The organism is Bradyrhizobium canariense, from assembly GCF_900105125.1.
Classification (GTDB): Bacteria; Pseudomonadota; Alphaproteobacteria; order Rhizobiales; family Xanthobacteraceae; genus Bradyrhizobium; species Bradyrhizobium canariense_A.
In genome coordinates, this window is record NZ_LT629750.1 from 1,296,414 (window position 1) to 1,318,233 (window position 21,820).

Annotated in this window: 23 protein-coding genes and 1 pseudogene; 7 read left to right on the forward strand and 17 right to left on the reverse strand. The window is 60.7% G+C overall.

Features of this window, described 5'->3' with window-relative positions; genetic code table 11:
- Positions 1-32 precede the first annotated feature (32 nt).
- Both BLV09_RS06420 and pxpB read right to left on the reverse strand, forming a co-directional pair.
- Complete coding sequence (locus BLV09_RS06420; protein WP_146686683.1) at positions 33-1,091, reverse strand: biotin-dependent carboxyltransferase family protein; 1,059 nt, start codon at positions 1,089-1,091, stop codon at positions 33-35.
- Complete coding sequence (pxpB, locus tag BLV09_RS06425) at positions 1,088-1,819, reverse strand: 5-oxoprolinase subunit PxpB (RefSeq protein WP_146686684.1); 732 nt, start codon at positions 1,817-1,819, stop codon at positions 1,088-1,090. Before pxpB ends, BLV09_RS06420 begins: the two co-directional genes overlap by 4 nt.
- Before the next feature lie 237 nt (positions 1,820-2,056).
- Between pxpB and BLV09_RS06430 the strand changes: the two genes are divergently transcribed.
- Both BLV09_RS06430 and BLV09_RS06435 read left to right on the forward strand, forming a co-directional pair.
- Entirely contained in the window at positions 2,057-2,755 is a 699-nt protein-coding gene (locus tag BLV09_RS06430) for a ribonuclease activity regulator RraA (RefSeq protein WP_146686685.1), read from the forward strand.
- Between the two features lie 23 nt (positions 2,756-2,778).
- Positions 2,779-3,186, forward strand: a complete 408-nt coding sequence (locus BLV09_RS06435; protein ID WP_100381859.1) for a (R)-mandelonitrile lyase — start codon at positions 2,779-2,781, stop codon at positions 3,184-3,186.
- A gap of 25 nt (positions 3,187-3,211) precedes the next feature.
- On the opposite strand, the gene BLV09_RS06440 is transcribed toward BLV09_RS06435, so the two are convergent.
- Entirely contained in the window at positions 3,212-3,571 is a 360-nt protein-coding gene (locus BLV09_RS06440) for a hypothetical protein (protein ID WP_146686686.1), read from the reverse strand.
- Positions 3,572-3,676: 105 nt separating this feature from the next.
- Here BLV09_RS06440 and BLV09_RS06445 point away from each other — a divergent pair, with 105 nt between their 5' ends.
- A complete protein-coding gene (locus BLV09_RS06445; protein WP_146686687.1) occupies positions 3,677-4,363 on the forward strand; it encodes a spermidine synthase in 687 nt (228 codons plus the stop codon).
- Between the two features lie 38 nt (positions 4,364-4,401).
- Here BLV09_RS06445 and BLV09_RS06450 read toward each other — a convergent pair whose 3' ends face one another.
- Complete coding sequence (locus BLV09_RS06450; protein ID WP_146691004.1) at positions 4,402-5,211, reverse strand: DUF2147 domain-containing protein; 810 nt, start codon at positions 5,209-5,211, stop codon at positions 4,402-4,404.
- A 191-nt stretch (positions 5,212-5,402) separates the two neighbouring features.
- On the reverse strand, positions 5,403-6,179 hold the full coding sequence (locus BLV09_RS06455) for a transporter substrate-binding domain-containing protein (protein ID WP_146686688.1): 777 nt from the start codon (positions 6,177-6,179) through the stop codon (positions 5,403-5,405).
- Between the two features lie 200 nt (positions 6,180-6,379).
- Here BLV09_RS06455 and BLV09_RS06460 point away from each other — a divergent pair, with 200 nt between their 5' ends.
- Complete coding sequence (locus BLV09_RS06460) at positions 6,380-6,886, forward strand: DUF1993 domain-containing protein (protein WP_146691005.1); 507 nt, start codon at positions 6,380-6,382, stop codon at positions 6,884-6,886.
- A gap of 40 nt (positions 6,887-6,926) precedes the next feature.
- Here BLV09_RS06460 and BLV09_RS06465 read toward each other — a convergent pair whose 3' ends face one another.
- The 8 genes from BLV09_RS06465 to BLV09_RS37920 form a co-directional block, all read right to left on the reverse strand.
- A complete protein-coding gene (locus tag BLV09_RS06465) occupies positions 6,927-7,325 on the reverse strand; it encodes a hypothetical protein (protein ID WP_146686689.1) in 399 nt (132 codons plus the stop codon).
- 93 nt (positions 7,326-7,418) lie between these two features.
- Complete coding sequence (locus tag BLV09_RS06470; protein ID WP_146686690.1) at positions 7,419-8,843, reverse strand: amidase; 1,425 nt, start codon at positions 8,841-8,843, stop codon at positions 7,419-7,421.
- 66 nt (positions 8,844-8,909) lie between these two features.
- Positions 8,910-9,899: a hydroxyacid dehydrogenase gene (locus tag BLV09_RS06475; protein ID WP_146686691.1), complete on the reverse strand. Its 990-nt coding sequence runs from the start codon at positions 9,897-9,899 to the stop codon at positions 8,910-8,912.
- A 31-nt stretch (positions 9,900-9,930) separates the two neighbouring features.
- Positions 9,931-11,031 carry an ABC transporter ATP-binding protein gene (locus BLV09_RS06480; protein WP_146686692.1) on the reverse strand — a complete coding sequence of 367 codons (1,101 nt, stop codon included), beginning with the start codon at positions 11,029-11,031 and terminating at the stop codon, positions 9,931-9,933.
- A 5-nt stretch (positions 11,032-11,036) separates the two neighbouring features.
- Positions 11,037-11,951, reverse strand: a complete 915-nt coding sequence (locus BLV09_RS06485; protein WP_100381851.1) for a carbohydrate ABC transporter permease — start codon at positions 11,949-11,951, stop codon at positions 11,037-11,039.
- Complete coding sequence (locus tag BLV09_RS06490; protein WP_100381850.1) at positions 11,951-12,889, reverse strand: carbohydrate ABC transporter permease; 939 nt, start codon at positions 12,887-12,889, stop codon at positions 11,951-11,953. The genes BLV09_RS06485 and BLV09_RS06490 overlap by 1 nt, the downstream gene beginning before the upstream one ends.
- A 126-nt stretch (positions 12,890-13,015) precedes the next feature.
- Positions 13,016-14,356, reverse strand: a complete 1,341-nt coding sequence (locus BLV09_RS06495) for an ABC transporter substrate-binding protein (protein WP_146686693.1) — start codon at positions 14,354-14,356, stop codon at positions 13,016-13,018.
- 364 nt (positions 14,357-14,720) lie between these two features.
- Entirely contained in the window at positions 14,721-14,951 is a 231-nt protein-coding gene (locus BLV09_RS37920; protein ID WP_244549251.1) for a hypothetical protein, read from the reverse strand.
- Between BLV09_RS37920 and BLV09_RS06500 the strand changes: the two genes are divergently transcribed.
- Both BLV09_RS06500 and BLV09_RS06505 read left to right on the forward strand, forming a co-directional pair.
- Positions 14,895-15,581: a Spy/CpxP family protein refolding chaperone gene (locus BLV09_RS06500; protein ID WP_244549146.1), complete on the forward strand. Its 687-nt coding sequence runs from the start codon at positions 14,895-14,897 to the stop codon at positions 15,579-15,581. The genes BLV09_RS37920 and BLV09_RS06500 overlap by 57 nt on opposite strands.
- Before the next feature lie 135 nt (positions 15,582-15,716).
- A pseudogene (locus tag BLV09_RS06505) lies at positions 15,717-16,420 on the forward strand (IS5 family transposase).
- A gap of 430 nt (positions 16,421-16,850) precedes the next feature.
- Here BLV09_RS06505 and BLV09_RS06510 read toward each other — a convergent pair.
- From BLV09_RS06510 to BLV09_RS06520, 3 genes are read right to left on the reverse strand one after another with little or no spacing between them, the layout of a single operon-like run.
- Positions 16,851-17,252 (reverse strand): VOC family protein, encoded by a 402-nt coding sequence (locus tag BLV09_RS06510; RefSeq protein WP_100381847.1) that lies wholly within the window; start codon positions 17,250-17,252, stop codon positions 16,851-16,853.
- Between the two features lie 11 nt (positions 17,253-17,263).
- Positions 17,264-18,457, reverse strand: coding sequence for an acyl-CoA dehydrogenase family protein (locus BLV09_RS06515; RefSeq protein WP_244549147.1), 1,194 nt, complete (start codon positions 18,455-18,457; stop codon positions 17,264-17,266).
- A gap of 38 nt (positions 18,458-18,495) precedes the next feature.
- Complete coding sequence (locus BLV09_RS06520; RefSeq protein WP_146686696.1) at positions 18,496-19,905, reverse strand: MFS transporter; 1,410 nt, start codon at positions 19,903-19,905, stop codon at positions 18,496-18,498.
- 307 nt (positions 19,906-20,212) lie between these two features.
- Here BLV09_RS06520 and BLV09_RS06525 point away from each other — a divergent pair, with 307 nt between their 5' ends.
- Positions 20,213-20,467, forward strand: a complete 255-nt coding sequence (locus tag BLV09_RS06525) for a PilZ domain-containing protein (protein WP_100381844.1) — start codon at positions 20,213-20,215, stop codon at positions 20,465-20,467.
- Positions 20,468-20,634: 167 nt separating this feature from the next.
- Here the strand turns inward: BLV09_RS06525 and BLV09_RS06530 are convergent, their stop codons facing one another.
- On the reverse strand, positions 20,635-21,246 hold the full coding sequence (locus tag BLV09_RS06530) for a DsbA family protein (RefSeq protein ID WP_100386874.1): 612 nt from the start codon (positions 21,244-21,246) through the stop codon (positions 20,635-20,637).
- Positions 21,247-21,820 lie beyond the last annotated feature (574 nt).

Genomic DNA, 21,820 nt, shown 5'->3' on the forward strand with positions numbered 1-21,820 from the left:
TTGCGTGAGTGGATCTTCGATTGGTTAGAGCTTCATAGATCTTGCGCCAGTGCATCCGTCGCCGATGGAACCTGCCATGTCGCGGCATCGATGGCGCTGACGGCGCTGCCCGCGACATTGGCATCTTGCAGCGCTTCGATGTTCAGATCAAAGTTTTCGATATCGCGCAGGCGATCGGGCAGGGTGCGCAGTATTTCAGAGAACTTGCGCGCCTCGGCCTGCGCCTCCGCCATGCTCAGGGCCTTGAAACGAAAGGCTCGGCCGGCCGGAATCTGCGCAAACCGGCCGAGATCGGTCGATATGACGGTTGCGATCTTCGGATAGCCGCCGCTGGTGCCGCGATCCGGCATCAGGACGATCGGCGCGCCGTTGCCGGGAACCTGGATGCTGCCGTTCACGGTGCCGTCGGAGACGATGTTGTGGCCGTGCAGATGCTTGATGACAGGGCCTTCCAGCCGATAGCCCATGCGGTCGCTGGTGGCCGATATCTTCCACTCGCTGTCCAGAAACTGCTTTTTCGCGTCGTCGGAAAATTCGTCGTCTTGCGGGCCCAGCACCACGCGGATGGGCCCGTCCGGCGCAGCCGGAAGATCGATCCGGCGCTCGGCCGCGCCGCTGGCGGCAGAGGCCTGCAATTCGTCGCCGGCCTGCAAAGGCCGCGGGTAGGGGCTGCCGAGACCGGCGCGGGCATTTACCGACAGGCTGCCGAACATCGGTTCGCCATCAATGCCGCCTTCGATCGCGAGATAACTGAACGATCCGCCACGTGCGAAGCCGAGCGTCAGCGTCTCGCCGTCCGCCAGCGTCATCGAGGTATCGAACGCGGCGGGGCGCTTGGCAATGTCAGCGCTGCGCGGGGCTCCCGCGAGCGCCACGCGAACCGCGCCTTCGCGCGCGGTGAATGACGCGCCGAACGGGCCGATCTCGACGGCAGCGGCAAACGGCGTGTTCCCGACCAGACTATTCGCGGCGGCCAGCGCGAGCCGATCGATCGCGCCGCTCGGCGTCAGGCCGTAGCGCTGCGAGCCCGGGCGGCCGCCGTCCTGAACCGAGCTCGCGGGCCCGATGGCCGATATGACGAGCTTGCTCATGAGGCAATCAACTCGGCGATGATTTCGCCGCTTTCCGCGGCGCGATCCTGCTCCGCAAACGTCTTGTGGTCGACGACGGAAAACGTCACGTGGTCGCCGGGCTCGAGCAGGAAGGTCGGCTCGCGATGCAACTGGTAGGTTCGGACCGCGGTACGTCCCAGCAGATGCCAGCCGCTGGGGCCGGCGAGGCATTGCACGCCGGTCTGCACCCCGCCGACGGAAATCGTACCCGCTGGCGTCAGCAGCCGCGGGTTTTGCCGCCGCGGCATATGCAGAAAATTTTCCAGCCCGCTGAGATAGGACCAGCCGGGCGTAAAGCCGATCATGGCCACACGATAGTCGCCGGCGACATGCCGGGCCACGATGTCGTCAGGCGTCGTCTTCAGCGTCTTAGCGACGTCCTCCAAATCGATGCCGTGCTCACCGCCATACGCCACGGGAAGGCGCCAGCGCCGCGTACTGATCACGGGAGGAACGGGCAATTGGGCCAGCACCGAAAGTTTCTCGCTCAAGCTGTCGAAACCGATCTGGTTGGGGTCATAGTGCACCAGCAGGGATCGGTAGGTCGGCACCGTTTCGGTGATGCCGGTGATCGTCTCACGCGCCAAGGTGCGATCGAGCGAGAGCACCCGCTGGTTGGCCGCGTCGTCGATGTTGCGGCTGAACTCGACCGTGATGGCGCTATCGCCACTTGGCAGCATACGGGGCGGGGAAGGTGGCGCAGCCATGGTCTCACAAGCTCGTAGGCGGAGCGCAAAGCTGTAGCGCGTTTTCCGCCACAGTGGAATCCGCATCGGTCAAAATGAGCCTGCAAGTTCAATAAATTAATCGCACATGGGCTGATAAGAGGCTGTTATCTGAACCTCATGATGCGGCTTTTTTATCGCCCGTATCGCCACTTGACGCGATGGCCGTGCCCCGCAAGATGCGCCGGCCAATTAATCCTCACCGGAGCTGCTTTTTCGATGTCCCTGACCCCTGAAGCGATCGCGACCCTTTCCCGCGTGTCCACCGCCACCATCACCACGGTTCTCCTCAAAAAGGGCCTGCGGAACGTTTGGATGCGGGGGACGCGTCCGCTGCGGCCCGGACAGCCCCGGCTGGTTGGACCGGCGTTTACGCTGCGTTTCGTGCCGGCGCGCGAGGATCTGGCCACGCCCGAGTCCTGGTCGTCGCCGATTTCGACCCGCACGGCGATCGAAGCCATGCCCGAGGGCTGCATCGCCGTGGTCGACGCCATGGGTGTCACCGACGCCGGCATTTTCGGCGATATCCTGTGCGCCCGCATGGTCAAGCGCAAGGTTGCGGCACTGATCACCGACGGCGTCGTGCGCGATCTCGAAGGGGTGCTCGGCACCGGTCTGCCGGTTTGGTGTGATGGTTACGCGGCGCCACCCTCGGTTGCCGGCCTGACATTCGTCGGCTGGGGCGAGCCGATCGGTTGCGGCGGCGTTGCGGTATTTCCCAATGACGTCGTCGTTGCCGACCAGGATGGCGCGGTGCTGATCCCGCAAGCGTTTCTGGAGCTGGTGCTGGCCGAAGGCGCCGAGCAGGAACGAATGGAAGCCTGGATCGTCGACGAAGTGAACAAGGGCGCGGCGCTGCCGGGTCTCTATCCTATGAATGCCGAGACCAAAGCGCGCTATGCCGCGTCAAAGAAATAACATCAAGAAGGAGAGGCGACCCCATGGAGATCCATCTCGCAGGCTCCCGGCCGACACGCCGGGCGCCCAAGGAAAACTTCACCGGCACGGTCTGGCAGGACCCGGTCATCATGACCCCTGCGCCGGCGCATTTAAACTGCGCGCGTGTCTCGTTCGAGCCGGGCGCCCGCACCGCCTGGCATACGCATCCGCTCGGCCAGACGCTCTATGTGATCTCGGGAATTGGACGGGTTCAGGCCAAGGGCGGGCCGATCCGCGAAATCCGGCCGGGCGACGTGGTCTGGATTCCGCCAGGCGAGAAGCATTGGCACGGCGCTTCCCCAGCCAATGGCATGACCCATATCGCCATGCAGGAGGCGCTGGACGGCGTCTATTCGAGCTGGATGGAGCACGTCACCGACGCCGAATATTCGGAAAACGTCGGAGGATAGCCGCCCAGCAGGCCGTCCACTCCGGCTAGATGCGCTGCGCGGTCCATGTGCCGGAGCACATGGTGCCGTGCCAGGTGCCCGATCCGGAGGTGGCGGTGAGGCGGCCGGAGCCAACGGCCCGTTTTATCCCGTTGACCAGGGTCACGCTGATGATTCCGGCTTCTGCGACCCGGCCTGACGCCGTCATCATGGCGTTGGCCGATTCAACTTTGCCGTTATTGATACCGATCGAAACGCTTGATCCGCTGCCGCACGCCGAGTTCGTCGAAGCAATCTGCACGTTCCACTGACCGTCAAAGGTCGCCGCTGCGGCCGGGGTGGCAGCGGATCCCCCGGCTAGCATCAGGATACGCGTGAAGAGTATTGCTTTGCGAAGATTTGGCATGACGTCCCCCTTTGTTCTGCGGGGAACAAAGTCTCATGCCGGCATTTGCGGGACTGTGAGGACCATCACACCGGTGGTTGTCGCGTTATTTTGGACGGCTACCGCATGATTCCATGGCAACAGATCGATACGACGCAGGTGCCCGGCGCAGACGTCGAACTTCGTCTGATGCGCAGAGGGGCCGAGTTCTCGATGATGCTCGGCCAGAATGAATTGATGAACAGCCGCCTCAGCGGGTCCGAGGAGGCGCTGGCCACACTCGCCTGCAAAAGAATAGAAGGGATCAAGCGGCCCCACTTGTTGATCGGCGGACTGGGCATGGGATTTACGCTACGCGCCGCGCTCACCGTGCTGGGAGCCGAGGCGCGCGTTACCGTCGCCGAACTGGTGCCTGCAGTCGTCGCCTGGGCGCGCGGACCGATGGCGGAGTTATTCGGCGCCAGCCTGACCGATCCGCGTGCCATCATCCGCGAGGCCGACGTCGCTGACGTGATCAAGTCCTCGCCGTCAACGTTCGATGCAATCCTGCTCGATGTCGATAACGGCCCGGAAGCCCTGATCCGCAAAGCCAATGACGCCCTCTACGACTTGGAAGGATTGAAGGCGATCCGACGCGCACTACGACCGGGCGGCGTTCTCGCCATCTGGTCATCCGGGCCGAACGCTTTGTTTTCGAAACGGCTTCGCGCGTCGGATTTTGACGTGAACGAAGTCGGCGTGCGCGCGACCTCGAAGCGCAGCGGCGCCCATCACGTCATCTGGTTTGCGACAAAATCCGACAGCGCGCGTTAGGCTTGCCTAATCCCTCCTGCGGCTCGCTCGGTCGGCACCTAATTCAATCGGCTCCAGGTTTGGCCGCCGCAGAACATGCCGCCGAAGGCGCAGCCCTGAACCCGCAGACTGTCCGGCCCCTTCAGCGCAATCGTTGAATCGTAAGTGCTGCCCGTGTTCGGATCGAGGATGCGCCCGCTCCATTTGGAGTCATTGCCGGGCTTCATGTTGATCAGAACCTGTTCGCCGTTCTGGTTCGACTTGGTGTCGACGGAATATCCGCAGAGATTGGCGCCGCATTGCTCGATTCGGATCTTGCCCTCTTTCTCCTCGGTGAGCCAAAGGCCAAGCGGCGAGTTCGCTGACTGAATCGTTGGGGTCGCGGGCGCGGGGGTCTGCTGGCTTTGCATCGGTAATGCCGGGGGAGCCGTTGCAATCACGGGCGCCGGGGCCGGGCTAGCGGGTTGGGTTGCTTCCTGCTGAACCTGCGGCACGGGCGCACTAGCCGGTGGCGGAGGCGATGCAGAATTATCCGCCGGGGTTACATCGGCCGTGGTGTTCGAAGGCTCAGGCAATACGTTCGTTGGCGGCACGGACGGAGCGGGGGCTGGATCGGTTTGAGCAGGGGCCGGCGCGGGCGCTTGTGGATCGACCTTAGCCTGCTGCGGCGCTTGTTTGCGCGGATGGTCGTTGTCCTGATCTTTATGGGCGCGCTTTCGCCGTCCCGTGTTGTCGTAGACTCCCGGAATCGAAACGGTCCCACGGTCCGGATCGATGCGTATGGTGCGGCCGCCATAGTCGAACGTGTACTGAGCCTGCGCGGCGGTGCTCGCGAGCAAAAACGCGGCTAAAGCGAGAAGCCTTTTCATCATGATCTCCTGAGCAGGGGAACCTCGGTTCGACCTTACACCTCAGAAATTTTCGCTAAGTGACCTAGATCACTTTCATAGTATAAGTCTTGAGCTAGCGGCTTTGGTTCAATGCGTATCGCCGGCAGTCTAATTTGAGGGCGCGAGCACCGTCAATTTCTCACGCCGGCCGCGCATTCCGCCGTGACGGATTACTCAAACCAGGCGGAATAGATCTTCTTGAAGCTGCCGTCTTCGGTTGCGATATGCAGCCACTCATCGACGAAATCCTTGAGGGCGACGTCGCGCTGTATCCAATAGGCTTTTTCGGCAAAATCGAACGGCTGGTCCGGATGCACGGCGCACAGCACGCCCGGATGAAGCTTTTGCTGGTATCGCGTCTCCGACGCGTCCGTCATCATCAGGTCGGCGTCACCCTTGGCGATTTCGTCGAAGATCGTGACGTTGTCATTATAGATTTTGATTTCAGCGTTTTTGACATGGGCCCGGGCAAATCGTTCGTTGGTGCCACCGGGATTGACGATTACGCGTGTGCCGGGCTTGTCGATCTCGGCAAGGGTTTCGTATTTGCCCTTGTCGGCACAACGCGCGATCGGCGTCTTGCCTTCCCGCATGACCGGCGTGGAGAACAGTCCTTTTTTCTGACGATCGAGCGTGATCGAAATGCCGCCCATCGCGATATCGAAATTGTCGGCTTCGAAATCCTTCATCAATTGCGGCCATGCGGTCTGCACATATTCGACCTTGACCCCGATCGCCTTTCCGAGTGCCTCCGCCATATCGACGTCGAAGCCCCGGTATTTCTGGGTTGCCTTGTCGAGAGAGGTGAAGGGCAAATAATCACCGGTCATGCCGACGCGTAGTGTTCCGCGTTTGACGATGTCGTCGAGGCGCGAGGCCTGCTGGGCGTGGGCCGAAGCTGCTAACAGTAAAAATGCAACGGCAATGCAGCGGAGGGAGCGAACCATTTGACTTCTCTCGTGCAACAATAGCCGCTGCGATATCGAACGGCGGATCATATTCGCGGGTAGGATTAAAGCGCCAGTGTAGAGTTTCAACCAAGCCGGACCCTATGGCAAGGTTTGGCGTAAACGTTCGGATCGGCGGGGAAACACTGCGACACATTGTGATTTTCGAGATACAGAGGATCGAATTCGTGACCATCTCCATGTACAAATTGTCTGTCGGCGTTTTCACTCAATTTCTGGGCAGTCTGTCCGATCTTCTTGACCATGCGGCGGCGTACGCCGAGGCACGAAAGATTGATCCGTCGATTTTACTCAACGCGCGGCTCTATCCCAACATGTACAATCTCACGCGCCAGGTCGGCGAGGCCAATCGGCATGCGGTTCTTGCCTGTGCTTTGCTGGCTGGCGTGAACCCGCCGATATTTTCGGATGGCGAGCCTGATATTCCCGAGCTCAAGAACCGGATCGCGATCGCGCTGGATTTCATCGAGAATCTGCAGCCCGCCGAGATCAACGGCAGCGCCGAAAGAGAAGTTGTTTTCACGTTTCGGAACGGCGCTCAGCGAAATTTCACCGGCCAGTCGCTGCTGCTTACCTTCAGCGTTCCGCAATTCTTTTTCCACGTCACCACGGCCTACGATATTCTGCGGCACGCGGGCGTCGACCTCGCCAAGAAGGACTTTCTGGGAACGCCAAGATCCACTTGACGAGACCTGCTTGACGAGAACTGCTTGAGAAGCAGGCCGGCTAGATCTCGCGATCGTTCTTGTGCGCAGGATTTGCGGCGGCGCTTCTGCCGGTCATCTCGCTTTTGAGTTGCTGAAACCGCCGCTCCGCTTCGCTCTCGCGGTCGTTGACCAACCTGACTGCGGCATCCCCGGACATCGGTCCGGCCGTAATCGGCAAGGAGTTTTCGCCGATCGTCTCGTCAACATAATAGTCGCCATTATCCTCACGCCGCACAGTCCATCGGAAACGGATCGCGGCCATGGGACCGGGGCCGACTTTCGAATAGCCGGCGGCTTCAATCGGCGAAGGAGGGACGGGCCGATGCCCGGCCGCTTCCGGCTCGCGATGCGTCTCCGGGTGGTCGAGAATACTGGCGATCGCGGCCAGTGCATGATCCGTCGGATCATTTTGACTCAAAACTTAATCTCCGAAATATGTCTTTGCCGGCAACAAAACGCACCATGGCCGCCAGCGCAATGTTTTTAGCTTGCGCGCGAATGCGGCCGAGTTCTAGGCGCACACCTGCGGCAACTTGTCCTTCCATGGGCGCACTTGCTCGAGCTGCGCTGCCAGACGGAACAAGGTGGCTTCGTCGCCAAAGCGCGCCGCGAACATCATGCCCAGCGGCAATCCGGCCGCGTTCCACGCCAGCGGCACCGACATCGCCGGCTGGCCGGACATATTGAACATGGAGGTCGCCGGCATATAGCGGCGCAGGATCGGCATGATATGCGATAGATCTTCCGACATCGAATTGATTTCACCGATGCGCAGCGGCGGCGAACAAAGCGTCGGGCACAGGAAAATATCGCAGCTCTCGAAGAACGTCGCCAGTCCGCGCGAAATCTGGAAGGCGCTGAGTTGCGCGGCCACATAGTCGGTCGCGGTTTGCTGTTGCGCATTGTGCGCGCTGGCAAGCGTCAATATCTCGAAATCCTTGTCGGTCATCTCGCGGCCAAAGCGCTGTTCCGTCAGCCGCACCGTCAGTGCGGTGTTGGCGCCGACAATGACGCCCATCACAACAGCGGGATCGGCGGCCAATGGCGGCGCGCGCTCCTCGACGTGGTGACCAAGCCCGGCCAGCAAGGCCGCGACCTCGCGGACGGCTGCTGCGATCTCGGGATCGATGGCGTCGCCATAGGGCGAGCGGTCAGTAAAGGCGATGCGCAGCTTGCCGGGATCGCGGCCGACTTCCAGTGCGAACGGTCGCTCCGGCGGTGGGGCAACATACGGACTCGAGGCTTCCGGCCCGCAAATGGCGTCCATCATGGCGGCGCTGTCGCGCACGCTGATGCTGAGCACATGACCGCAGGAAAATCCGCCCCAGCCTTCGCCACGATCGGGACCGAGCGGATTGCGCGCACGGGTCGGCTTCAATCCGAACACGCCGGATGCCGAGGCTGGAATGCGAATCGAACCGCCGCCGTCACTGGCATGCGCGACGGGCAGGATGCGCGCGGCCACCGCCGCTCCCGCGCCGCCGGACGAGCCGCCGGAAGAATGCGCGAGGTTCCAGGGATTTCGGGTCGGACCGAACAGGCGGCATTCGGTCGTCGGCAACAGCCCAAACTCGGGCGTGGCGCTTTTCCCGAAAATCGCCACGCCGGTGTTGAGGAAACGCCGGGCGAGGGTGCCGGTATGGTCGGCCACATTGTCCTTGAAGACGCTGGCGCCGAAAGTGGTCCGCGTGCCCTCGAGCAGATCCAGGTCCTTGATTAGAAACGGCACACCGGTGAAGGGGCCATCCGGAAGCCCCTTCTCGATTTGCTGCTTTGCGTAGTCGTAATGCTTGACGACCACCGCGTTGATCTGTGGGTCGACCTTGGCGGTGCGGTCGATCGCCTCATCCAGCAGTTCAGCGGCGCTGATCTGCTTTTTACGGACGAGTTCGGCAAGGCCTACCGCGTCATACTTGCCGTATTCCTTGAAGGCCATGTTGATACCTGTGACGCCAAAGGCCGGTACAAATCGAATGATCGGCGAAGGTCGGACGAGTCCGGCTCAGCCCAGCGCATCCTGATTGATGACGTTCTGCCGGATCGGCTCGCCGTCTAGCACGCTTAGAATGTTGCGAGCGGTCTGCTCGCTCATGCGGTCGACCGCCTCCCGGGTCACTCCCGCCACATGCGGGGCGATGATGACGTTGGGAAGTTCGAACAGCGAATGACCGAACGGCGGCGGCTCCTGCTCGAAAACGTCGAGACCCACGCCGGCGAGCTTGCCGGACTTCAGTGCATCATACAGCGCCGCTTCTTCGACAATTCCGCCGCGTGCGGTGTTGATCAGATAGGCGGTCGCCTTCATGCGCTTCAACCGCGCCGCGTTGAACATCCCGACCGTCTCGGGCGTCTTCGGGCAGTGGATGCTGACAAAGTCGGCGCGCGGTAAAGCCGCATCGAGATCGGCAACCGGCTCGCAACCTGCGGCCTTGATTTCAGCGGCTGATTTGTAGGGGTCGTAGACCAGCACGTTCATTTCCATCGCCAGGCAGCGTTTGGCGATGCGGGTGCCGATGCGGCCAAAGCCGATGATCAGAACTGTCTTGCCGAACAAATCGAAAGGCAGCTTGCCGAGCCGGGTAGCCCAGGCTCCGTCCTTCACAAGGTTGTGCATCTCGACGGCGCGCTTGGCCAGCGTCAGCATCATGAACAAGGCCTGTTCCGCCACGGAAGGAGAATTGGCGGTGCCCGCTACCATCAGCGGGACCTTGCGGCGGCTGAGCGCCGGGACATCGACGGCGTCGTAGCCGACGCCGATCCGGGTCACCACTTTCATGTCCTTGGACGCTTCGAGTTCCGGCTCGCCGAAGCGGGTGGCGCCGAGCGCCACGCCATGTACCGGCGCCTGTGCTGTCAGCAGCGCCTCGAAATCCTTGGCGGAGATCAAATTGGGAAATTCGATGAGTTCGATGTCGTCCCGTTCGATCAGCAGAGTCCGCGCTTTCGGCGACATTGTTTCGGTGACGAGAATTTTCTTCTTATTGGTCGCCATTCCAGCCCAGGCCTTTCTTGTTATGTGGCCGTCAAATGACGGCGCCGGTCACCTCGTTTAGCAGGTGCATATTGTTGAGGTCCACTGCCAATCGAAGCGGACCGCCGGCGCGGGCACCGGCGTTGGGGGTGACCCGCCCGCAGACTTCCACCCCTTCGAGGATAAAATAGACCAGCGTCTCCATCCCCATCGGCTCGATCACATCCAGAACGGTATCGAATGGCTCAACTCCCGGCTCCGGATGCGCCTTAGCTTCCGCGATATGTTCCGGCCGCAGCCCGAGCAGCAGCTTCTCGTTGCGTGCAACGCCCTGATATCTGGCCGCGCGGGCAGGCGGTAGTGGAAAGGCGATACGGTCGGTCAGCCGGATATTCAGTTTGCCGCCGGCATCCTCAAGCCGACAGGGGAGGAAATTCATTGCCGGCGAGCCGATGAATCCCGCGACAAAGCGGGTCGCCGGCTTGTGATAGAGATCGTTCGGCGTACCGATCTGTTCGATGCGTCCCTTGTTCATGACCACGACCCTGTCGGCGAGCGTCATCGCTTCAACCTGGTCGTGGGTCACGTAGACGGTTGTGGTGCGGACCTTCTGATGCACTTTCTTGATTTCGATACGCATCTGGACCCGAAGCTTGGCGTCGAGATTCGAGAGCGGCTCGTCGAACAGGAAAACCTTGGGGTTGCGGACGATGGCGCGCCCCATCGCGACGCGCTGGCGCTGGCCGCCCGACAATTGCTTGGGCTTGCGATCGATGAGTTCTGCGATATCCAGCATGCGCGCGGCTTCGTCGACCCGGGTCTTGATCTCGGCCTTCGGATAATGCTTGAGGCGCAGTCCGAACGACATGTTTTCAGCAACTGTCATATGCGGATAGAGTGCGTAGTTCTGAAACACCATCGCGATGTCGCGATCCTTTGGCGGCACGTCGTTGACGAGGTCGCCTCCGATCATGATGTCGCCGTCGGTAATGTCTTCGAGCCCCGCGATCATCCGCAGCGTGGTCGATTTCCCGCAGCCCGACGGCCCCACCAGCACGACAAATTCGTGGTCGGCGATGTCGAGATCGATGCCGCGCACCGCTTCGACTTCGTCGTAACGCTTGATCACCTTACGCAACGTAACGTCAGCCATAAGCATCAACCCTTTGTCGCGCCGGCAGTCAGACCGGCGATGTAGTAGTCCATCAGGAAAGCGTAGATGATGAGGGGCGGTGCGGCGCCGAGCAGGGCGCCGGTCATGATCTGTCCCCAGTTGTAAACATCGCCCTTGATCAGGGTGGTGATGATACCGACCGGCAGTACCAGCTGGTCCGTCGATGTCGTAAAGACCAGCGGATAGAGAAATTGCGCCCACGACACCGTAAAGGCGAAGATGGTCGCGGCGATCAAACCTGGCAGCGCCACCGGTATGAAGATGCGCGTCAGCGTCTGGAACCATGAGGCGCCGTCGATGATGGCAGCTTCGTCGAGCTCCTTCGGAATCGAGGCGAAATAACCGATCATGATCCAGGTGCAGAACGGCACGGTGAGCGTCGGATAGACGATCACCAGCACGTACCATCTATTGATGAGTTGAATTCCGGTGAAGTCGCTGAACACCGCGAACATCTTGAACAGCGGCAGAAACAGCAGCGAGTCCGGGATGAGGTAAGTCAGGAACACGCCGGTCGCGAGGGTCGCCGATCCCCAGAACCGCATCCGTGCCATCGCAAAGGCTGCGGGTACGCTAATCAGCATGGTGATCGCGACCACCAGGATCGAGACCAGCGCCGAATTCCGGAAGAACGTCAGGAACTGGTTCGATGACAGCAATCCGATGTAATATTCCAGCGTCGGATGAAACACCCACCATGGATTGGTCGCCGCCGAAATCTCGGCGCTGCTTTTGAGCGACGTGATCACCATGTAAAGCGGCGGCACCAGCGAGAAGATCGCAAACAGCGTCAGGAAGAAGTACGACCACCTGAGTGCCCAGGTGCGGTCGCGGCTCATGCTGCCATATTTGACCGCGCGGGTCGGTGCCGCCTTGTCCATCACCGCAGTGCTTGTCATCAGGCTTCGTTCCCGCGTTTGTTGATGTCGCGGAGGATGAAAACCGCCGCGATGGCGAGGATCGGGAACATGAACAGCGAGACGCTGGCGCCCAGCGGAATGTCGCTGCCTTCGATCCCGACCCGGAAAGCCCACGTCGCAAAAATATGGGTGTGGTCGAGCGGTCCGCCGGCGGTCAGGATCCGCACAATGTCGAAGTTCGCAAAGGTCACGATCAGCGAGAACAGAGTCGTGATGGCGATGATGTTGCGCATCATCGGCAGTGTCACGTACCAGATCCGTTGCCACCAATTGGCACCATCGATGGCGGCGGCTTCATAAAGCTGATCGGGCACCGATTTCAGCGACGCCAGGTACATGATCATGAAGAACGGCGCGCCGTACCAGACATTGACCAGGATGACCGAGAAGCGGGCCCAGTTCGGGTCGCCGGTCCACGCAATCGGCCCGATACCAAAAAATGAAAGCGTATAGTTGAAGGCACTGTAGGACGGATCGAACAGCCACAGCCAGGCCAGCGTGCTCATCGCCGGCGGGATCACCCACGGCACCAACAACATTCCACGCCACTTGCGCTGTCCCTTCGCCGGGATGTTATGAACGAAATGCGCGACGATGAAACCGATCACCGCCTTGAAGACGACGGCCGAGATCGCAAAGATACAGGACTGCTCGACCACTAGCCAGAACGTGTCGCGCTTGAACAGGAATTGAAAATTGCCGAGGCCGACAAAATGCTGCATCGACTTGTTCAGCGTTGCCAGATGCAGGGAATAAAATGCGGGATAGACTACCAGGATGACAATGAGGAGAATGAGCGGCAGCGTCATCAGAAACGCGGCGGTTGATTTCCTTTTAAGCGTGGCCCGTAAACTCGAGCGCTTTCGCGTCGATCGTGTTGCAGCGACGCTGTTCGGCTGAAATGCGACATCGACCATGATACATCTTCCTCGCGGCGATTGGCTTCAGAAGAACGGGATTTCCGGATAGCTCGGGAGCCGGCATATCGTCGGCTCCGGATCGCACTGATTTAACTGGCGTCGCAGCAGGCCTTGGGGCGGGCGTTAGCTCCGCATGAAGCCTTCGCACTCGCCTTCCGCCCAGGCCAGCGTCTTTTCCATCGTTTCACCCTGGAAGTATTTCAGGCACATCTTGGTAATGGTGGCCTGTGCGTAGATCTGCTGGGCGATCTTTGGCGGCGCGGGCGACGCTGCGATCGACAGCGTTTGATGATTGTAGGGATTTGGGTAGCTGAAGAGTGTGCCCTTTGGCGGGCCTTCTTCCGCCCAGGTCTTGAGCGTCGTCATCTTCGCGTATGCCGGCAAGTCGTAACCACCGCTGGCTTCGACGAGCTTGGCGATCGACTCCGGCTGCGACAGATGCACCAGCAGACTCTTGGCGGCTTCCTTGTTCTTGGAGAAACTCCAGATGTTCCAGAAGAACGGAAGGAACGGCGCAAACCGGCCTTTCGGTCCAACCGGGAAACCGTGGGTCCAGCATTGCTCCGCGATTTGCGGCGCATCGCGTTTGGCAACTGCCCAGGCGCTGGGCGGATTCATGATCATGGCGCCCTTGCCGGAGACCAGCCATTTGTTGTTGGAGGCATCGTCCCAAGCTGCGACGTCGGGCGGCAGGAAGGCGATCAGTTTCTTGTAGAACTCGAGAGCCTGGCGGACCTCGTCGGTTTTGACGGTGAGGTCGCCCTTGGCGTTGACGAGCTGGGCGCCGAAGGCCAGGAAAAATGCGCCTGCCGTATCGACGCTGTCGGACGTCTCTCCGAGCCCGATGCCGAAGGGAAAGCCGCCCTTGTGGCAGGCTTCCGCCGCCTTCAGGAACGTATCCGTCGTCCAGTTGTCCGCCTTGGGCGGGCTGCCGGCTGGATACATTTCTTGGACATCGATGTTGGCGTATTTCTTCATCAGGTCGATGCGCGAGCAGGGCCCCTTGATCTGACTGCCGATGCAGGCGGGTACGCCGAGCCATTTGCCGTCCAGCTGTCCGAGATATTTGACGGTGCCGTTGACCTCGCCGTTCTGTTTGACCAACGGATCCATAATGTCGTTGACGGGTTCGAGCAGGTCGGAGTTCGCGTGCGGCCACCATGTCGGCATCGCCAAGATGTCGTGGCCGGATTTCGCCTGGGCCTCGGCTGCGATGGTCACCAGGTTCTTGTTGCCCTGGCTCGTGATGTAGTCGATCGAAACCTCGACCTTCTCCTTGGCGGCCCACTCATTGACGAGGTCGGTGCTGGCCTTGTTGGCGCCGGGAACCCAGTGATCCCAAAAGCCCATCGTGAGTCTGCCGGCCGCGTAAGCCGTTCGTATGTACGGCGCCGAGATCAGCGCGGCCGACGATAGTGCAGTGGCAGCTACGAATTGACGACGAGAAATCTTCTTCCGTGACATGGCGTTCCCTCCCAGGTGAACCAATCTTGGCAAGACAGAATTTCTTGTTGTTTTTGCTTCGCCTCCGGGCAGCCCGGTTACCGCGCTACAGCGCGCAGCGAAGATATCGTTGTGACGATCAGATCAGAATTGCGAACATCTGTCGAGAAATCACATGCATCGTTCATCTAGAACTAACGTTGTGGTTTCCAGAGGCCGCGTAACGATCTCGCAGTGACGTAAACATTGTCTCGCCGCAGGAATCCCCGAGCATACTGCGCTGCACACATAAGATCGAGCCGCACCGTTTTTCCTGAGGTGCGCGATTGCGCCGCAGGTTGGGACCGCCACACGGCGGTGTTGTGGATCGAAAATCTTCTTCCCATCATCGGCTCGGCGCGGCGGTAGACTTGCGCATCGCGGCAAAGCTAATGTTCGCGTTCGTATCGCTCGGAATCGCCGAGCCCACTTCATCAAGATCGACCATGGAGACGAAATAATGATCGGCCCGATACCCGCCGCGCCCGCGCAGTTTGGATTGCGTTTCGCGATTGGGGCAGTGGTCCTGACGCTTCTTGGCGCAATCGCAGGAGCGCAGGCGCAAGGCCTTGTTCAAGGCGTTCAGCAGGGAGCCCAGGCGGGCAACAAGGCGGCCGGACCGGTCGGCGGAGTATTAGGCGGCGCAATCGGTGGCGTCGTCGGTGTGTTCACCGGCGTGCTCGGTGCTGGAAACAATCAAAATAACCCACAAACGCAAACGCCCGCCGCGAGCGATAGCAAACAGGCCGGATCACCCAAGGCCGCGAAGACTGGCAAGAACGGGAAGATGACCAAGCAGGCCGAAGGGACCAAGCCGCCAGCTGTGTTAACGCAGCCCGGCGAGCCACAGCTGACCGCCGATCAGATCGTTTCGAACAGCGATGCGAACATCGAGCGGATCAAGACCGAGTTGAATCTTACCCCGGAGCAGGAGAAGAACTGGACGGCGTTCAACAGCGCGATGCACTATCTCGGCCATAACGGCGCCGATCGCCTCAACCTGCGAATTGCGCGCGCCAAGCGCGACCCGCCGGACGATATTATCGAGCAGATGCGAAACGAAGCGCAGTTCCTTGACGACCGCGCGGTCGATCAGCGCAATGTCGCCGATGCAGCCGAGCCGCTATTTGCGAGCCTCAACGACCAGCAAAAGCAGGTCTTCATCGAGGAGATGGTGCGCTTGAGCCACGAACGGGGCCTCGACTAGGACCAATCCACATTCAGGATTCCTATAGCTGAAAGATGCTGAATCAATGCGTTCCGGACCTTTTTGATTCGGAGCGGGCTGATGGGTGTGAAGCGCTATGAGCTAAGCGAGGCGCAATGGGCTCGGATTGGGCCTATGCTGCCGGGCAAGGTGGGGGATCCCGGCCGCAGCGGCGTCGACAACCGTCTGTTCGTGAACGGGGTTTTGTGGGTTCTGCGGTCCGGAGCCTACTGGCAGCACCTGCCGGAGCGCTATGGTAAGTGGAAGAGCGTACACGCACGCTTCACCCGCTGGGCCAAGGCCGGCGTGTGGGAGAAGGTGTTCACCGAACTGACCAAGGATCGCGACAACAAATACCTGATGCTCGATACCACTCTGGTTCGTGTCCATCAGCAGGCCGCGAGCGGAAAAGGGGGGCCAAAACTCAGGAACTGGGGCGTTCCCGAGGTGGTTTGACTACCAAGATCCACATGCTCTGCGACAGCCTCGGCCGGCCGCTGCGCCTCATGCTTACCGCCGGCCAACGACACGACAACCTCACTGCAAAAGCCCTGCTCGAAGGCTTTAAGGCCGAGGCCGTGCTGGCTGACAGGGCCTATGACAACAACGACCTGCGCAGGACCATCGCAGACATGAACGCTGAAGCGGTGATCCCCTCAACCCGCTCTCGCAAGGTCCCCATCCCGCATGATGAGACGATCTACCAGATACGCAACCGCATCGAGCGCTGCTTCAACAAGCTCAAACACTTCCGTCGCTTCGCCACTCGATATGACCGACGGGCAGACTACTTCCTCGCCTTCGTCCACCTCGCCGCAATCTGCATCTGGCTCCGTTGAATGTGGATTCGTCCTAGAACGCAATCCGGAAGAGTGGATACCGGCTCTTCGAAAAGATCGCGCTCCGTCAGGAATCTGGAATGGATGCAATGCTGTTTGTTCGCATCGCGTTCCAGCGCTTGACCCGGCAAGACCGGCGCGGCCGGATGCGAATAGCCGGACGCACACGGACCTTGGGGTAGGTTGAAGGCGTGGCGCCCGGCTATCCTGCCGCAGCGGCGCGGCCCGCCAACTCCGCATGCAAAATGGGGCAAACGCTGACTGTTTTGCGCCCGAGAGAGGGCCGCGTGATGGCTTTCTCAGGAACCTGGCGCGTATCGAGCCGGAGCCTGCCCCGCACAAACGCGTGTAAATGAAGTGAGATCCACCAAACGAAAACCCCGGCCAGCGCGGCGCCGGCCGGGGTTTCAAATGCGAATATTTAGGCGCCTCACGCCTTCGGAAAATTCAGCTCCACGCCGACGCCATCGGGATCGTAGAGAAAGAATTGCGTATCGCCGGTGCGCGGCACGATGCTTTCGCGGAATTTGACGTTCTTCGCCTGCAGCCGCTTGCGCACACCCTCGACGTCGGACGCGGCAAACGCGATGTGATCGAGGCGGCCGGTATCCTCATATTTCTTCTCAGTGCCCCGTACCACGATGCCTTCGCGCGGCTTGCGGGTGCCCATCAGGTGCACTGTGGCCTGACCGCCTGAATAGAGCCAGTAACCAGGAAAATCGAGCGGCGGGCGTTCACCGTTCTCCAGTCCCAACACGTCGCAGTAAAAGTCCTTGGTCTTTTCCAGATCAGAGGGTTCGATGGTGTAGTGCTGTAGTCCGCCAAGTGCCATGGTTCTTCTCCTTAGACAAAAGTGAGGTCGGCATCGGCGCCCATCATCCAGGCGCCGACGGTTTCAAAATGGCTGAGCCGGCCCTGCAATTGCTGGGTCACGGTGTGGATGTCGCGGAAGCGGCGTTCGAGCGGATGGTTCTCGAAGATCGCCGTGGCACCCGCGGCATTATAGGCGAAGTCGACGGCCTCGCGCGCTTTATGGATCGCGTGCGTAGCTGCCATGCGGATGGTGATGCGCTGCTCTACTGTGATCAAAGAGCCCGATGAAAGAGCTTTCCAGACATCGGCCATCGATTGCAGCACGAAGCCGCGCGCGGCGCGAAGATTGACTTCTGCCTGGGCAAGGCTGGACTGCACCACGGCATTGTCGCGCAGCGGGCTCTTTTGCCCGCGGGCCACCTTATTGCGCGCGACATCGACGAAGCTGTCGAGCGCGCCGCGGGCAATGCCGCAGGCAACACCGGCGAAGCCGACCTGGTAGCAGGTGCCGGAGCCCATGCGGTAGAGCGGGCCGCTCTCGCGGCATTCCTGATCGAACTCGCGGGTGATCGAGTGATCGGCGCGAACGAAATAATCGTCCAGCGCGAACTGGTCGCTGGCGGTGCCACGCAAGCCAACCGTGTTCCAGATGTCGGTCCATACGACATCTTCGGTGCGCACCAGCATGGTACGCTCCTGCTGCACGCCGTTGGCATCTAATTTGGGCGAGCCGTCGGCCTGGTAGATCGGGCAATGGGCACCGAGCCGGGTCGCGTGCCGTCCGCCGGAGGCGAAGGCCCAGACGCCGGTGATCTTGTAGCCGCCATCGCATTCGATCGCCTTGACTCTGGGGCCGGGGCCCCAGGCGAGCACCGCACGCGGGTCGTTGCCGAAGATCGCGTGCGCGACCGGCAGCTCGAGATAGGCCGCCGACATCGCACAGCCGCCGGCCTGGCTGAGACACCAGGCTGTCGATGCATCGGCGCGGGCAATGGTCTCGATCACGTGGAAGAACGTCATGGGATCGGTCTCGATCCCATTCGACGAGCGCGGCAGCAGCAGACGGAACAGCCCCGCCTCGTGGAGTTTGTCGAGCAGTGCCGGCGGCAACCTGCGCGTGCTCTCGATCTCTTTCGATGCGGCGCCGACGGCCGGACGAACGGCCTCGGCACGTGAGATCACGGCCGGGTCGCCCGCAAGGTCGGCGGATGTCGCAGTCAGCATATCCAAGACCATCTCGTCCAAGCCTGTACTGTTCAAGCCTATGCTCGTCGAACCGCAGTCGCGGCCGTGGAAAGACCAGCCGTTTCGGCCAGTTCCCGGTCGATTTGCTCGATCGACTTGCCTCTCGTTTCAAGTCCGAAGAAGTAATAGACCGCGCCGGCCATCAGGAACCAGCAGCCGAGATAGATGAAGGCCAGCGGAATCTGCGGCAATGGCACGTCCGGCTTCAGGTAATTGCCTGAGCCTACGATCAGCGCCAGACCGACCGGGCCGATGATCTTGCCGATGCCGCCGAAGCCATAGGCCGATCCCATCCCCGATGTCCGGAGATGCGAGGGCCAGACTTCCGCTCCATAAGGTCCGACGATGGCGAAGCCGCCATCCGCGAAGAAGTAGCCGACCGCCAGGATCAGCCAGAAAGCGGATACCCCCATGATCGTGGTGTCGTAGTTGTAGCCTGCCACGATGGTGAGGACGCCAGCGCCAAAGCCGAGCAGGCCGCCCGCATTGCGTCGTCCCATCAGCTCCGAGAAGTAGGCGAAGGAAATGCGTCCCACGAAACCGAACACGGTCAGCAGGATCATCATTTTGGCGGCTTCCTGCGGCGTCACCTTGAGCAGCAGCACGAACAGTGACGGCACCCAGAGTGTGATGCCGTAAACACCGGTCTGCGCGCCGGCATTGCCGAGCCATGAGACCAGCAGGCTGCGAGGATATTTGAAAAGGTCCAGCCAGTTGGATTTGATGATCGGACCGGCATCGGCCGCCGTCGGCATCGGCAGCGCCGATGGATCCATCTGCAACGCCCAGGCGAGCGACTTGCGGGCTTCCTCATAGCGGCCCTGGCGGCAAAGCCAGCGCGGCGATTCCGGTACCCACAGCCGAACCAGCAGGACCAGAACGGCCGGAAGCACGCCGATCGCAAACAACAGCCGCCAGTCGCCGCTGCCGACGGACGCGCCGAGTACCGCGCCAAGCCCGGTGCCCAGCGGGATGACGCAGGTGACGAGGCCACCGACCCAGCCGCGCTTGGAGGAGGGCATGAATTCCTGAACCAGCGGGAGATCCACGCAATAGAGGCCGCCGACGCCGAGGCCTACGAAAAAGCGCATCACCGACAGGTAGACCCAGCCATTATCCGGCGTGAAATACAAAAGCCCGGTCGCGATCGAGAAATTCAGCACAGTGCCGATGAAAACCTTGCGGCGGCCGACGCGATCGGCGAGCCAGCCCCAGGAATAGGCGCCGATGATGGCGCCGATGCCGGAACTCATCAGCACCGTGGCGGACTGCCCGAAGGTCAGCTTCCACGGTCCGATCAGGAAAGCGAGCACGAATCCGATCAGGAAGTAGTCGAAGAATTCCAGCGCGTCACCAATGATGGCTGCGGCGAGGATCTTGAGCTGATTGCCGGTCAGACTCGTCCGCCGGTCGAGGATCTCGAACATGGTGTTTTCGCTCCCGTTAGACGCTTGTTCTTCGTTTTTGAGCGGAGCGTCGCGCCTACGCACCAGCCATGGCGCGAAAGCTACCCTGTCAAAGCGACGAACGGAAGAGCAAGATATCGATCGATAAATAAGAAAATCGCGAGCGGCGCCGTCGACTGTTCGCGGCTGGTCGCAGCACAAGAGGGGATCGCCGAGGGCGGCGTTTGGTCCGTTCATCGAAGATTGGTGCCCGGCAAAAGCGAAACAGCCCAATTTGTTTAAGGTTTGCCGCTATCCTTGCCGCGGTTGGCCTCCAGAACCGAAGTCAATGGAAGAAAAGCGTAAGTATCCACGGACCGAAATCGACGAACCGGCCTATGTGTCAGCGGGCGGTTCTGTCATGAGCTGCGTCATCCGAAACATTTCGGAGGAAGGCGCAGCCATCGATATAGAGAACCCGGCCTTCGTACCGGCTCGCTTCCGTCTGGTCATGGCGAAAGGCGCATCCGTGCGCGAATGCCAGATTGCCTGGATCCAGCACAAGCGCATTGGCATCACTTTTGTTGCAGTGCCGCAAGAATAGCATCATCCGACGAAGACGGATGTGCGTTTGGGACATGATCCCAAAAGCGACGACTGGTTTTCAGCAAAGATCATGCCCTAACAGGCAGATAAGCAAGGATTCTGATCCAGCGAAGCAAACCAGGTCCGACGACCATGGTCTGGAGAGATCAGGTCTCGGCAAAACCGCTATTTCTTTAAGAGCGGTTTGATCTTTGCTTCGAATTCCTCGAACGACATCGAGCCCTTGACCATCTCGCCATTGATAAAGAAGGTCGGCGTCGCATCGACCTTGAGTTCCTCTTCGGCGAATTTTTCATCGGCGGAGAGCTTGTCGAGCAGGGTCTGATCCTTCACGCAATTTTCGGCGCCCTGGTCGTCCATCCCGGCCTCTTTGCCGATCCGTTGCAGGGTTTCCTTCGTCTGCGTCATCAGCACGTCCTGCTGTTTAAACATCTTGTCGAGGGTGCCGAAGAACTTCTCGGCGTCGCCATTGGCAATGCAACGCGCCAGCATCGAGGCCGCCGCCGCCTTGATGTCGAGCGGGAATTCCCTGAACACGAACCGCACCTTGCCGGTATCAATGTATTTCGACCGGACCATCGGGAAAACGTTCTCCTCGAAGGCCGCGCAATGCGGACAGCTCATCGACGCAAATTCGAAGATCGTTACTGGAGCTTTTGCGTCTCCGAGCCCGATCTCGGGCAGTGCCATGGGCTTGGCCAGAAGCGTTGCGCTCGCGCTTTGCGCCATCGCGCTGCCGATCAGTTGCAGGGGAGGGAACCCCGCCATGCCGACCATGGACAGAAAGGCAATGAAAGCTCGGCGAATACCGGTCAACGGCTTGCTCCGAAATCGGCGTTCGGGGGCACCGAACAGAGATCGTTCGCTAGCTCGAAACGGCCACTCTGGCAATGCCAGCCGCAGGTCGGGCGCTGGCTCAACTGGCTGAAGCCTGGCTACGCTTTTCAGGTCAAAATCGAGAAGACCGGAAAGACCTGTCCGGCCCGGGTTGCCCGGCTGGGCGGTCGGGTCGACCCGGTCACCCGCTCGGTCAAAACAGTTGGTGAGATCACCGGCGAGGCGGCTGATCTGATGGCCGGGATGAGCGGCAGCGCTAGCCTGGCGTCGCCCCGAAACGCGCGGGGAGGCTCCCCGACAGCGGGTTGCCCCGGAAATGAGGTGGTCCGGCCGGCTATTATTCAATCGATTCAAGGTCTCCCGGATCTCGAACAGGCGGGGGCTAGCGTTTTGTCCAGAATATGCCGTAGTTTGGGGGGCATAATCTGACAGGTTCTGGCGAGTCCTCGTCTCAAGGCGCCGAACCGGGGGGATGGATGGCTTACGTCGCTACGACCGATGGGGGGTGTCCATC

Excerpts from the sequence above, each read along its gene's own strand:
- BLV09_RS06420 (WP_146686683.1), bottom strand. The coding sequence starts at position 1,091 with ATGAGCAAGCTCGTCATATCGGCCATCGGGCCCGCGAGCTCGGTTCAG.
- pxpB (WP_146686684.1), bottom strand. The coding sequence starts at position 1,819 with ATGGCTGCGCCACCTTCCCCGCCCCGTATGCTGCCAAGTGGCGATAGC.
- BLV09_RS06430 (WP_146686685.1), top strand. The coding sequence starts at position 2,057 with ATGTCCCTGACCCCTGAAGCGATCGCGACCCTTTCCCGCGTGTCCACC.
- BLV09_RS06435 (WP_100381859.1), top strand. The coding sequence starts at position 2,779 with ATGGAGATCCATCTCGCAGGCTCCCGGCCGACACGCCGGGCGCCCAAG.
- BLV09_RS06440 (WP_146686686.1), bottom strand. The coding sequence starts at position 3,571 with ATGCCAAATCTTCGCAAAGCAATACTCTTCACGCGTATCCTGATGCTA.
- BLV09_RS06445 (WP_146686687.1), top strand. The coding sequence starts at position 3,677 with ATGATTCCATGGCAACAGATCGATACGACGCAGGTGCCCGGCGCAGAC.
- BLV09_RS06450 (WP_146691004.1), bottom strand. The coding sequence starts at position 5,211 with ATGAAAAGGCTTCTCGCTTTAGCCGCGTTTTTGCTCGCGAGCACCGCC.
- BLV09_RS06455 (WP_146686688.1), bottom strand. The coding sequence starts at position 6,179 with ATGGTTCGCTCCCTCCGCTGCATTGCCGTTGCATTTTTACTGTTAGCA.
- BLV09_RS06460 (WP_146691005.1), top strand. The coding sequence starts at position 6,380 with ATGTACAAATTGTCTGTCGGCGTTTTCACTCAATTTCTGGGCAGTCTG.
- BLV09_RS06470 (WP_146686690.1), bottom strand. The coding sequence starts at position 8,843 with ATGGCCTTCAAGGAATACGGCAAGTATGACGCGGTAGGCCTTGCCGAA.
- BLV09_RS06475 (WP_146686691.1), bottom strand. The coding sequence starts at position 9,899 with ATGGCGACCAATAAGAAGAAAATTCTCGTCACCGAAACAATGTCGCCG.
- BLV09_RS06480 (WP_146686692.1), bottom strand. The coding sequence starts at position 11,031 with ATGGCTGACGTTACGTTGCGTAAGGTGATCAAGCGTTACGACGAAGTC.
- BLV09_RS06485 (WP_100381851.1), bottom strand. The coding sequence starts at position 11,951 with ATGACAAGCACTGCGGTGATGGACAAGGCGGCACCGACCCGCGCGGTC.
- BLV09_RS06490 (WP_100381850.1), bottom strand. The coding sequence starts at position 12,889 with ATGGTCGATGTCGCATTTCAGCCGAACAGCGTCGCTGCAACACGATCG.
- BLV09_RS06495 (WP_146686693.1), bottom strand. The coding sequence starts at position 14,356 with ATGTCACGGAAGAAGATTTCTCGTCGTCAATTCGTAGCTGCCACTGCA.
- BLV09_RS06510 (WP_100381847.1), bottom strand. The coding sequence starts at position 17,252 with ATGGCACTTGGCGGACTACAGCACTACACCATCGAACCCTCTGATCTG.
- BLV09_RS06515 (WP_244549147.1), bottom strand. The coding sequence starts at position 18,457 with ATGCTGACTGCGACATCCGCCGACCTTGCGGGCGACCCGGCCGTGATC.
- BLV09_RS06520 (WP_146686696.1), bottom strand. The coding sequence starts at position 19,905 with ATGTTCGAGATCCTCGACCGGCGGACGAGTCTGACCGGCAATCAGCTC.
- BLV09_RS06525 (WP_100381844.1), top strand. The coding sequence starts at position 20,213 with ATGGAAGAAAAGCGTAAGTATCCACGGACCGAAATCGACGAACCGGCC.
- BLV09_RS06530 (WP_100386874.1), bottom strand. The coding sequence starts at position 21,246 with ATGGTCGGCATGGCGGGGTTCCCTCCCCTGCAACTGATCGGCAGCGCG.